General features: G+C 42.9%; 6 protein-coding genes and 3 pseudogenes. 6 read left to right on the top strand and 3 right to left on the bottom strand.

Features of this window, described 5'->3' with window-relative positions; translation table 11 throughout:
* Positions 1–284: 284 nt before the first annotated feature.
* Positions 285–734 (bottom strand): hypothetical protein, encoded by a 450-nt coding sequence (locus V7L29_RS23775; RefSeq protein WP_334736983.1) that lies wholly within the window; start codon positions 732–734, stop codon positions 285–287.
* 410 nt (positions 735–1144) lie between these two features.
* Here V7L29_RS23775 and V7L29_RS23770 point away from each other — a divergent pair.
* Together V7L29_RS23770 and V7L29_RS23765 are read left to right on the top strand one after the other, a co-directional pair.
* Positions 1145–1525 (top strand): annotated as a pseudogene (locus V7L29_RS23770) (glutaminase); the annotation flags it as partial.
* Positions 1526–1642: 117 nt separating this feature from the next.
* The gene (locus V7L29_RS23765; RefSeq protein ID WP_334690173.1) at positions 1643–2557 is read left to right on the top strand and encodes a glutaminase; all 915 of its coding nucleotides are present in this window, start codon (positions 1643–1645) and stop codon (positions 2555–2557) included.
* A 15-nt stretch (positions 2558–2572) separates the two neighbouring features.
* On the opposite strand, the gene V7L29_RS23760 is transcribed toward V7L29_RS23765, so the two are convergent.
* The gene (locus V7L29_RS23760; RefSeq protein ID WP_334736991.1) at positions 2573–4360 is read right to left on the bottom strand and encodes a hypothetical protein; all 1788 of its coding nucleotides are present in this window, start codon (positions 4358–4360) and stop codon (positions 2573–2575) included.
* 519 nt (positions 4361–4879) lie between these two features.
* Here V7L29_RS23760 and psaA point away from each other — a divergent pair.
* The 4 genes and pseudogenes from psaA to V7L29_RS23740 form a co-directional block, all read left to right on the top strand.
* Positions 4880–7138, top strand: a complete 2259-nt coding sequence (gene psaA / locus V7L29_RS23755) for a photosystem I core protein PsaA (protein WP_334690172.1) — start codon at positions 4880–4882, stop codon at positions 7136–7138.
* A gap of 177 nt (positions 7139–7315) precedes the next feature.
* Entirely contained in the window at positions 7316–9541 is a 2226-nt protein-coding gene (psaB, locus tag V7L29_RS23750; protein WP_334690171.1) for a photosystem I core protein PsaB, read from the top strand.
* A 143-nt stretch (positions 9542–9684) separates the two neighbouring features.
* Positions 9685–10443: pseudogene (locus tag V7L29_RS23745) on the top strand (DUF262 domain-containing protein); the annotation flags it as partial.
* Between the two features lie 677 nt (positions 10444–11120).
* Positions 11121–11378 (top strand): annotated as a pseudogene (locus V7L29_RS23740) (DNA methyltransferase); the annotation flags it as partial.
* Between the two features lie 80 nt (positions 11379–11458).
* Here the strand turns inward: V7L29_RS23740 and V7L29_RS23735 are convergent.
* Positions 11459–11671: a hypothetical protein gene (locus V7L29_RS23735; protein WP_190728355.1), complete on the bottom strand. Its 213-nt coding sequence runs from the start codon at positions 11669–11671 to the stop codon at positions 11459–11461.
* Positions 11672–11734: the final 63 nt, after the last annotated feature.

Here is an 11734-nt window from a genome sequence, read left to right as displayed (position 1 = left end):
GTAAATTATACAGCTATGATTACGTTCGTCGAAGACGTTGGCGCAGCCATCGCCTCCATTTTATTATGGTTATAGTTTGAAAACACGCCCTAGCCTCCCCTTTGGGAGAAGACCGCACTGGCTCCCCTTAATCCCTTAAAAACTTGGTTGCCACCGCCACCTCTGATCTGATAAGGTTTATGCTAAATCCAGATACTTCACAATCAGAAAGTACCAATGGCGTACCATTAGCTGTACCAAGATATCCAGATACAGCAATGCATTTATCGGATTAAGAAGGCAGCTTATCTTCTATAGGTACGCGTTTGCCATACAGGAACATTATTACCTGTATAAATTACCAAGTTTCCATCATCTTGAAGTTGCAGACGACAATTAGAACCACGCCCATCTGTACGACTTGCCCACACAGGGGTTCCATTATATGTATAATTGACTAAATTGCAGTCGGATTGCATGTGGGTGGAGAAAGCTGGTCTGTTGTAAGTGTTTGATTTCCACAGAAAAGTGCTATAATCATAAAGAACAAAGTTTCCATCAGATTGCTGTATAACTTTATATTTCCCATTAGGTGAAATCAAGTATTGATTAGCGAATAAGTATTCGCCTGCATAAAGGATAGATGTACTAGTACCCGCTAGAGCCTTGTTTTGTTGAATAAGCAACGCAGCTTGTGATGAAATTGCAAATGCTGTTGTTAAACCTAGAATTTTTGAGAGTTTAAATAATTTCACAAACCTACCTCCAATAAACTTCTGTTGTCTATAATAGAGTACTGAGGTGCGGTAATTAGTAGTGCAAAATTAAATATAGGGGTTCCCGACCTGGTGAGGTACGTTTTTAAAGCTGCTTATTTTCCTAGAAAAGATTTAGGTGTACTTCAGTTACTTAGGAAACGCTATATACATTTGTCATTGTGAATGAAGCGTTCGCGGAGCATCTCGTAGAGAAGCAAAATCAAGCAATTCCCTTGCGGTTTAGGATTCCTTATTTACCAAACGCTATCGTGATCGCTACATTTTATTTAGTTTGCAATTATATCAGTAATTTTACATAACCACTTAGCAGTTAAGTCAGTATTGATTAACATCAGAGTACACTGTTAATTCTTACTGAATAAATGAACTTTTAAAAAATTTACACTTTGAAAGGACTTGACAAACTAACTACTACGAAGTTGTCAGCTTGGGTGCAACTAACCAAAACCCAAGCTGACCCAGGACGAGTTAGCGATCGCATTCCGCAATTGGCTTTGGCTGATCGTGGTTGGTTTGCAGTTCATATCTGCTGTGAATTGGGGAAAACTATTAGCTTTGGAGATAGGGCTTGTGTATTTCCACTGATGAGCGTTATTAAGACATTTTCACTACTTTTTCTACTAGAACATCTAGGAGCAGAAACAGTTTTTGGGTGGGTTGGGGTTGAACCTTCGGATGCACCCTTCAATTCTTTAGAACAACTCATTGCCGATCGCGGTCATCCCCGTAACCCGATGATTAATAGTGCAGCAATTACCCTATCTGATAGTTTCACAAGTTTTTTCTCCTTGATCTCGTATTTCTGCATATTACAAAGCCTTGATCAACATTTGAGTATATTGTTAGTTACTATTTAATAAATGAACTTTTAGAAAATTTACATTTTGAAAGGACTTGAGAAACTAACTACTACGAAGTTGTCAGCTTGGGTGCAACTAGCCAAAACTCAAGCTGAACGAGGACGAGTTAGCGATCGCATTCCTCAATTAGCTTTGGCTGATCCTGGTTGGTTTGCAGTTCATATCTGCTGTGAATCGGAGAAAATCATCAGCTTTGGGGATACAGCTTGTATTTTCCCGCTAATGAGCGTTATTAAGACATTTTCTCTACTTTATCTACTAGAACATTTTGGTGCAGAAACGGTTTTTGCGTGGGTTGGGGTTGAACCTTCGGATGCACCCTTCAATTCTTTAGAACAATTAGTTAGCGATCGCGGTCATCCTCGCAACCCGATGATTAATAGTGGGGCAATTACCCTGTCTGATAAATTACCAGGAAAGGACGCTAGCCAACGTACTCTCTTATTTTGTCAATGGCTCAACCAATTAGCAGGTTGTCAACTAAGCTTAAATGAGGTAATGCTGGCTTCAGTGCGATTAACCCGTTCAACAGCCAATCAAGCGATCACTAATTATCTCGCCCAAAGCGGTCATCTAGAAAATATTAATACAGCACTTGACACTTACGAACAAATATGCTGTTTATCTGGACGAGTTGAAGATTTAGCCCTGTTAGGAAAACTGCTAGCTTGTGAAAATAGCTATTTGCTATCACAAAACCGCCGCATTGTCAACGCTGTGATGTTAACTTGTGGACTATACGAAGTTTCTGCCGAGTTTGCAGTCAAAATTGGTTTACCAATGAAATCAGGGATTGGTGGTGGGCTTGTAGCAATAGTACCAGGTGAGGGAGCGATCGCTTGTTACAGTCCTGGGGTGGATAATATAGGTAATCCTGTAGCAGCGATCGCATTTGTTGAGGTTTTAGCGCAAGAGTTACAGTTGAGTGTTTTTGGTTAAGCTAATCATTATTTTTTACTTCTCTTCTAATGTAGTTTCTGGAACTGCTGGGGTAGGTGTAGCTGGCAAATCGGGAGATGGTGTCGCATTTGGGAACTGACGCGGGTTGAAATATCTTTTTAATTCTGGTTTTTCTGGATCGGGAGCGATTTTTTTAGGTAATAGCGTTGATTCAGGAGTTGGCGTTACTGTTGGCTGTAGTTCTGGTGTTGGCGTAATTGTTTCCGGTGCTGGAGACTCAATAATCTCTGGCAACGTCGGTGGCAAACTAGGAGATGGTGCAGCTGGTGCTTGTGGAGTGGGCATCTTGCCTGCCCGACGGTTAAAAAATCCGCCAAATCTAGATTTTGTTGGCTGAGGTATAACTTTTTCGGGTAACGGTGCTGATTCAGGAGTTGGTGTTACCTCTGGCTGTGGTTCTGGTGTTGGCGCAATTGTTTCTGGTGCTGGAGACTCAATAATCTCTGGCAGCGTCGGTGGCAAACTCGGAGATGGTGCAACTGGTGCTTGTGGAGTGGGGATTTTGCCCGCCCGACGGTTAAAAAATCCGCCAAATCTAGGTTTTGTTGGCTGAGGTATAACTTTTTCTGGTAACGGCGTTGATTCAGGAGTTGGCGTTACTTCTGGCTGTGGTTCTGGTGCTGGCGTAATTATTTCTGGTGGTGTCGGGGATATGGTGGGAGATGGTGCAGCCGTTGGAACTTCTAATTTTGGTTGTTCTGGCTGTGTTTTGGATTCTTTGGGAATTTCAGTTTCAGGAATGGGCTGTTTTTCTACCTCCGGTTGTATTTGGGGTGTTTTTTCAACAGAAGGCGTGGGTGTAGGTTTAGGTACAAGTTTATAATTCGGATCTACAATGGGGCGCACCTCATCTGCTGTAAGTTCTCCTCTGATAATTCTCGACAAAGTGTCTTTCCCCTTTGGCTGGTAGTCAATCAGTCTAACTGTGGTATTAAAGGCATTTTTAAGAGAATTTCCCTGGTTATCGAGAAATTCCAGTTTTACCCAGTTTTTTCCTGGACGAAAGCCTTTAAGATAAACTGCTTGCCAGCGATCAAAAATAAAGCTTTCACCATTAATTGTGGAGCGGATGCGCCAATCACTGAATTCGTCGTTAGCGTTTTCCTTGCCGACGAGGTGCAGAGGAGCGTTAGTTAGGTAAAAGTCGAGTAAAATTGGTTCTGCTCCGTAGCTACTTTGAGGACGGCTGTAAGTTAGCAGGGGTAATTTGCGATCTGGGTTGTTGTCGTCGGTTTTGGTGAAGACGTGAAATGTTGTCTGGGCAAAAGCGCCTTCATTTTTGAAGCTTTCATGCCAAGGACGGGAGGCAAAGACGCGCAGGGTATGAGTACCTGGAGACAAGTCTGGCAAAACCAAGGGCTGATTCAGGTCATAAACAGGTATATAAGGTTGGTTATCCAGAATTACGTGTAAATGGGGTCCTAGTTGTAATTGTGGGTCTTTAAATATTGGTAGATCCTTAACCTGAAAACTGGCTATGACTTTGTTGTCTTGGAAAACTTCATCAGTTTGTGGAGTAACAATTGTCACCTGTGGTTGATAAACTTCCAAAATTGTCCGCAGTTCTTGGATAACAGATAGTGGGGAAACTTCCGAAAATTGCTTTGAAATTTGAGAAATCTGTGAAGAGTTTTCTCTATAGTCAGTAGATACTTCCTGGCTACCGACTTTCTCGCCACAACTAATCAAGCTTAATACCAGCACCAATGTCATTACCCACCTGAAAATCGGCAACCTCTTAGGGAGGAGCTTCTCTAACACCCTTTTTTGCCACGAGTTCATGCGTTGCACCCAGTGATAGTCTTCAAGAATTGACAGATTATTTTGGCTCAAACTGTCCATAGGGAACTATAGCCCAAAAGGTGAAATCTGCTTCACCTACCATAGTTTTTCTGTATATCTCAGGAAATTTTAAAAGAAGTCATATTCCTTACAGCATTTTACTTGTAACAATTGAAACATGACACAAATATTTACGAGGAACAGCTACATACAGCCAAACCCTAAATTTTACGAATTGTTATCCTTTGTAAATTAAATGAATAATCTATTGACTTTTGGACAACTAGTTTGAAGTTAAAAGCCAGAGAAGGCAGGAATTTCAGCAAGATTTGCACAAGTTTGAATTATTGTTAAAATATCTCTAACAATGTACAAGTGAAGACTTTATAATTCAACGAGAAACAACTCTCCACATAGGGTCTTCATCGCGGCTTCAGTAAAAAAAATTCTGGAGTATGCGGTAATTGTAGATTTTGTGGTATTCATGATTCCTCATTCCTGATCAAGAGAGGAGGTCGAATGACAATAAGTCCTCCGGAGCGAGAGGAAAAAAAGGCAAGAGTAATCGTCGATAACGACCCGGTTCCAACCTCTTTCGAGAGATGGTCACAACCTGGGCACTTTGACAGAACCTTAGCCAGAGGTCCCAAAACCACCACATGGATTTGGAACCTGCACGCACTCGCCCATGATTTTGATACACATACAAGCGATTTAGAAGACATTTCCCGCAAGATATTCTCAGCCCACTTCGGCCACCTCGCCGTAGTGACAATATGGTTGAGCGGGATGATTTTCCACGGCGCGAAGTTTTCTAACTACGAAGCTTGGCTAACCGACCCGTTAAACGTTAAGCCCAGTGCTCAGGTCGTTTGGCCTATTGTGGGACAAGACATTTTAAACGGTGATGTAGGCGGTGGTTTCCACGGGATTCAAATCACCTCCGGTTTGTTCCAAGTATGGCGTGGCTGGGGGATTACAAACTCCTTCCAACTTTACTGCACAGCGATCGGTGGATTGGTATTAGCAGGCTTGTTCCTATTTGCCGGCTGGTTCCACTACCACAAACGCGCTCCCAAACTGGAATGGTTCCAGAATGTGGAGTCGATGCTGAATCACCACTTGCAAGTATTGCTAGGTTGTGGTTCCTTAGGATGGGCAGGTCATATAATCCACGTGTCCGCACCGACCAACAAGCTTTTGGATGCAGGTGTTGCTCTCAAAGATATACCCCTGCCCCACGAGTTCATCTTGAACAAAGACTTGTTGACCGAGTTGTATCCCGGCTTTGCTGCTGGTTTAGCACCTTTCTTCACCTTGAATTGGGGTCAGTATGCTGACTTCCTCACCTTCAAGGGCGGTCTAAACCCGGTAACAGGTGGCTTGTGGATGACTGACATTGCTCATCACCACTTGGCGATCGCAGTCGTGTTCATCATTGCTGGTCACCAGTACCGTACCAACTGGGGTATTGGTCACAGCATTAAAGAGATCCTGGAAAACCATAAAGGTCCTTTCACCGGTGAAGGTCACAAAGGTCTCTACGAAAACATGACCTCATCTTGGCACGCTCAGTTGGCTACTAACCTAGCCTTCTTGGGTTCGCTGACCATTATCATCGCGCATCACATGTACGCGATGCCTCCCTATCCATATTTGGCAACTGACTACGCTACGCAGTTGTGCATATTCACTCACCATATTTGGATCGGTGGCTTCTTAATCGTTGGTGGAGCGGCTCACGCTGCTATCTTCATGGTGCGGGATTACGATCCAGTTGTGAACCAAAACAACTTACTGGATCGGGTAATTCGTCACCGGGATGCGATTATTTCTCATCTAAACTGGGTGTGTATTTTCCTGGGCTTCCATAGCTTTGGACTTTACATCCACAACGACACAATGCGTGCATTGGGTCGTCCTCAAGACATGTTCTCTGATACGGCAATTCAGTTGCAGCCAGTATTTGCTCAGTGGATACAAAATATCCATGCCTTGGCTCCTGGTACAACTGCACCCAATGCCCTAGAACCAGTTAGCTATGTCTTTGGCGGCGGTATTTTGGCTGTTGGCGGTAAAGTGGCAGCTGCACCCATTGCTTTGGGTACAGCGGACTTCCTAATTCACCACATTCACGCCTTCACCATTCACGTCACTGTTCTAATTCTGCTCAAAGGTGTGCTATATGCCCGTAGCTCTCGTCTGATTCCAGACAAAGCAAACTTGGGCTTCCGCTTCCCCTGCGATGGTCCTGGTCGTGGCGGTACCTGTCAAGTGTCTGGTTGGGATCACGTATTCCTCGGACTATTCTGGATGTACAACTCCCTGTCGATTGTAATTTTCCACTTCAGCTGGAAGATGCAATCAGATGTCTGGGGAACCGTAGATGCAGATGGTGTCGTGACTCACATAACTGGTGATAACTTTACCCAAAGTGCCATCACCATTAACGGTTGGTTGCGTGACTTCTTGTGGGCGCAAGCTACGCAAGTCATCAATTCCTATGGCAGTGCGCTATCTGCCTATGGACTCATGTTCTTAGGCGCTCACTTTGTTTGGGCATTCAGCTTAATGTTCCTGTTCAGTGGTCGCGGCTACTGGCAAGAACTAATTGAGTCTATAGTTTGGGCGCATAATAAACTGAAAGTAGCACCAGCAATTCAGCCTCGTGCTCTGAGTATCATTCAGGGTCGTGCTGTAGGGGTAGCTCACTACCTTTTGGGAGGGATTGCCACTACTTGGGCGTTCTTCCATGCACACATCCTTTCAATAGGGTAGCAATCAACTTTCTAAAACTTAGGAGTTATGGAGTAGAGACGCGATTAATCGCGTCTGTACAGGAGTTAGAAGTTAGGAGCTAGAAATAAAAATTTAAAACTCATAACTTACAACTCATAACTCCTAACTATCCCAACAGGTACTTGATGGCTAAAGGTCAGAGGATTTATTAAACCTATGGCAACAAAATTTCCCAAATTTAGCCAGGATCTCGCACAGGACCCGACGACTCGTCGGATATGGTATGCGATCGCTACAGGCAACGATTTTGAAACCCATGATGGCATGACGGAAGAAAATCTTTACCAAAAGATTTTCGCAACTCACTTCGGTCACTTGGCAATCATCTTCCTGTGGGCATCCAGCCTCCTGTTCCACGTAGCCTGGCAAGGTAACTTTGAACAGTGGATTAAAGATCCCCTTCATATCCGTCCCATCGCCCACGCGATTTGGGACCCCCATTTTGGTAAACCAGCGATCGAAGCTTTTACCCAAGCTGGCGCTAGCAATCCGGTAAACATTACCTACTCTGGTCTCTACCATTGGTGGTATACCATCGGAATGCGGACGAACGGCGAACTGTACAACGGTTCAGTGTTCTTGCTGCTATTCGCGGCGATATTATTGTTCGCTGGTTGGCTGCACTTGCAACCCAAATACCGTCCTAGCTTGGCATGGTTTAAGAGCGCTGAACATCGGCTAAACCACCACCTAGCAGGTTTGTTTGGTGTTAGTTCTTTGGCGTGGGCTGGTCACTTAATTCACGTTGCTGTCCCCGAATCTCGCGGTCAGCACGTAGGTTGGGATAACTTCCTATCTACCCCACCCCACCCAGCAGGTTTGACACCATTCTTTACAGGCAACTGGGGTGTTTACTCTCAAAACCCTGACACTCCTGGACATATATTCGGGACATCGCAAGGCGCAGGAACTGCGATTCTGAGTTTCTTAGGTGGCTTCCATCCTCAGACAGAAGCTTTATGGCTGACTGACATAGCTCACCATCACCTAGCGATCGCAGTCCTATTCATCGTCGCTGGTCATATGTACCGGACAAACTTTGGGATAGGTCACAGTCTCAAAGAAGCCTTGAATGCCAAGAATTTCTTTGGTATTCCTGTTGAAGGTCCTTTTAACCTACCTCACCAAGGTATCTACGACACCTACAACAACTCCCTGCACTTCCAGTTGGGGTGGCACTTAGCAGCATTAGGTGTTGTTACTTCATGGGTAGCACAGCACATGTACTCCATGCCTTCCTACGCATTTATTGCGAAGGACTATACAACCCAGGCAGCGTTGTACACGCATCACCAGTATATTGCTGGATTCCTGATGCTTGGTGCTTTTGCCCACGGAGCAATATTCTGGGTACGTGATTACGACCCAGAGCAAAATAAGGGCAACGTCCTTGAGCGCGTGTTGAAGCACAAAGAAGCGATTATCTCCCACCTCAGCTGGGTATCCCTTTTCTTGGGCTTCCACACTCTTGGTCTGTACGTACACAACGACGTAGTAGTTGCTTTCGGCACTCCTGAAAAGCAAATCCTGATTGAGCCAGTGTTTGCTCAATTCGTCCAAGCTGCTAACGGTAAGGTACTGTACGGTTTAGACACCTTGCTATCTAACCCAGATAGTATTGCTTACACAGCATGGCCCAACTACGCTAACGTCTGGTTACCAGGCTGGCTAGATGCGATCAATGCTGGTACTAACTCCCTGTTCTTAACAATTGGCCCTGGCGACTTCTTGGTACACCATGCGATCGCCTTAGGTCTGCACACCACCACCTTGATCTTGGTCAAAGGTGCTTTGGATGCCCGTGGTTCTAAGCTGATGCCCGATAAAAAGGACTTCGGTTATGCCTTCCCTTGCGACGGTCCCGGTCGTGGCGGTACTTGCGACATCTCCGCTTGGGATTCTTTCTACCTCGCTACCTTCTGGATGCTCAACACCATCGGTTGGTTGACCTTCTACTGGCATTGGAAGCATCTAGGCATTTGGCAAGGCAACGTAGCTCAGTTCAATGAGAACTCTACATACCTCATGGGCTGGTTCCGCGATTACCTCTGGGCTAACTCCGCTCAGTTGATTAACGGTTACAACCCCTACGGCGTGAATAACCTGTCTGTCTGGGCTTGGATGTTCCTGTTTGGACACTTAGTTTGGGCTACTGGCTTCATGTTCTTAATCTCCTGGAGAGGTTACTGGCAAGAGTTGATTGAAACCCTTGTTTGGGCACACGAACGCACTCCTCTGGCTAACCTAGTTCGCTGGAAAGACAAGCCCGTGGCTCTGTCTATTGTTCAAGCTCGTGTAGTTGGTCTAGCTCACTTCACAGTTGGCTACGTCGTAACTTATGCAGCATTCTTGATTGCTTCTACTGCTGGTAAGTTCGGTTAATTGGGCTGCTAGTTTTGTAGGTAAGTAATAAAAATCCCCTGCTGCAAGGTGGGGGATTTTTATTACTTAGTCAATGACTACATACAACCTTTCGTCTCGTTTGTTACATTAATGAAAGAAGATACAAACTTTGTATAAAAACTATGACTATGCAGCCTGAAAGTACATCTTTAGGAGATTTGTTTTGTCGTCGAATTCCTTTTAAAGTACCAAAATATCAAAGAGCTTTTGATTGGGAGCAAGAAGAAATTGATGATTTTATCAAAGATTTACTGGTGCTATATAATGCAAGAAAAATTGATCTTAGCCAGCCAAGAAAACATTTTTTTGGTGGCTTAGTTAGTATCAAACAGCATATACCCAACAGTTATACAGGAAATCTTTACGATTTAGTTGATGGCCAGCAAAGGCTAGCAACTTTCACAATGACAATTGCCTCCCTTGTTAAGGCATTCGAGTCACTTGCTAATGAAGCTGAAGTTGAAAAAGATACAGAAACCTCGCAAGCAGCTAAATCTTATGCGAGTACAACAAAAGATGAATACTTGGAATACAAAGAAGTAATAAATAACCAATTACAGCCACGTCTTCGTCTTACTCTGTCAAAAGCAGATTATGTCTTTTTTGAAGACTTGATAAATGGTCGTAGTCCTAAATCGTCACGAGATTCTCATAAAAAATTACAGACTGCATGGGATTCTATTAGGACAAAGCTTATTAATAAAATTCTCAATGATATTAGTAAATCAAGTGTCTCTGATAAACTTAATTCTCTTCTACAATTACGAAAATCAGTTATAGAAGACTGTTATGTAATTTATATAGTTAGTGAGGACAGAAGTGAAGCTTACAGGTTATTTGCCGTACTAAATGATAGAGGAAGAGAGTTGAGTGATGGAAATAAGCTTCGCTCAGATACTCTTGAATTACTAGAAAAACACGAGAGAGAACAAATACTTGCAGAAGATAACTGGGATACAATACTTAGTTATCCAGCTACAGATGTAGAGCAATTCTTTAGAAATTACTATGCATCTCATCAGGGTAAGGGTGCAGCTAAGAGAAATTTGGCAGACACATTTCGAGATGATATATTTAAGTTTCCATCTGGACTGGTATTAGAGATTGCTGATACTGAGGAAGCTAAAAAAGTATCTTATACTATTTCTGATATAAAAAATGAACAACAAGTTTTTATAGAAATATCAGAACTACGGTGGCCTTATCGAAATGCTACTGCTTCAGATTGGCAACAGGAAAGACAACAATGTTTGATAAAAGTATTAAGGCATACACTTTGTATACCACTCTTACTTAGTGTTTATCACTGTCTTTCGGAAAAGGAATTTATAGAAATCATAGACATTCTAGAACGCTTTGCTTTCCGCTATATTACTATTGTAGGAGGACACGCTGAAAAAATATCTACTATATATTACGACCACGCAAAATTGATTAGACAAGCACCGCAAGAATATAAAATTCCTACTTTAAGAAATGAATTAAAAGTGGTACAGGATAAGTATGCTCCTGATGGAACTTTTGAATCTCTATTAATACAAAAGTTAAGTTATTATAAATTGCTAATATTGAATCTAATAGCGCTTATTTACGACGCTGCAAAACAGCATAAATTAGGGCCCATCCAGCATGTTTTCCGCAAGGATTAGCCTAGTTTTTCATCAAATTATTAACTGATGAAGGTGATATGATATTAGATCCATTTGCAGGTTCTAATACAATCGGCTTTGTTGCACAGACTCTGCAACGCCGATGGATATCTTTTGAAATTAATGAGAATTATGTAATGGGAAGTCGTTATCGATTTAGCCAATAACCAAATTAAGTGAAGAGTCAGGAGTTAGGAGTGAGGAGTTAAAATTTATAACTCATAACTCGTAACTCATAACTACTCAATTAAATTTCTCCATTCACCTGCATTTGATGGACTTGATCTGCTAGCTCTTGACGACCTTGATCATCTAGTTTGTCAATAGCTAACATTCCCATGAGAATAACTTCTTTCAGGGTTAAACGTGTCGAATGTGCCTGTTTTTGCACAATCTCCTTAATAATGGGACTGACACCAATCGCTGTACTAGCTCTTGCCACAGAAGAAAAAGAAAACACTAATGATTTAGCCTAAATCTTAGCACTTCCAATGAGGTTATTCTTTAGAGTTAAAACTTAATT

The sequence above is a fragment of the Nostoc sp. genome (assembly GCF_036916575.1).
In the GTDB taxonomy this organism is placed as follows: Bacteria; Cyanobacteriota; Cyanobacteriia; order Cyanobacteriales; family Nostocaceae; genus Nostoc.
Note: the sequence above shows the minus strand (reverse complement) of the source record. Positions and strands in the feature narration are given on the sequence as shown.

Bases quoted from the DNA above. Each gene is read 5' to 3' on its own strand.
- V7L29_RS23760 (WP_334736991.1), bottom strand. From the start codon at position 4,360: ATGAACTCGTGGCAAAAAAGGGTGTTAGAGAAGCTCCTCCCTAAGAGG.
- psaA (WP_334690172.1), top strand. From the start codon at position 4,880: ATGACAATAAGTCCTCCGGAGCGAGAGGAAAAAAAGGCAAGAGTAATC.
- psaB (WP_334690171.1), top strand. From the start codon at position 7,316: ATGGCAACAAAATTTCCCAAATTTAGCCAGGATCTCGCACAGGACCCG.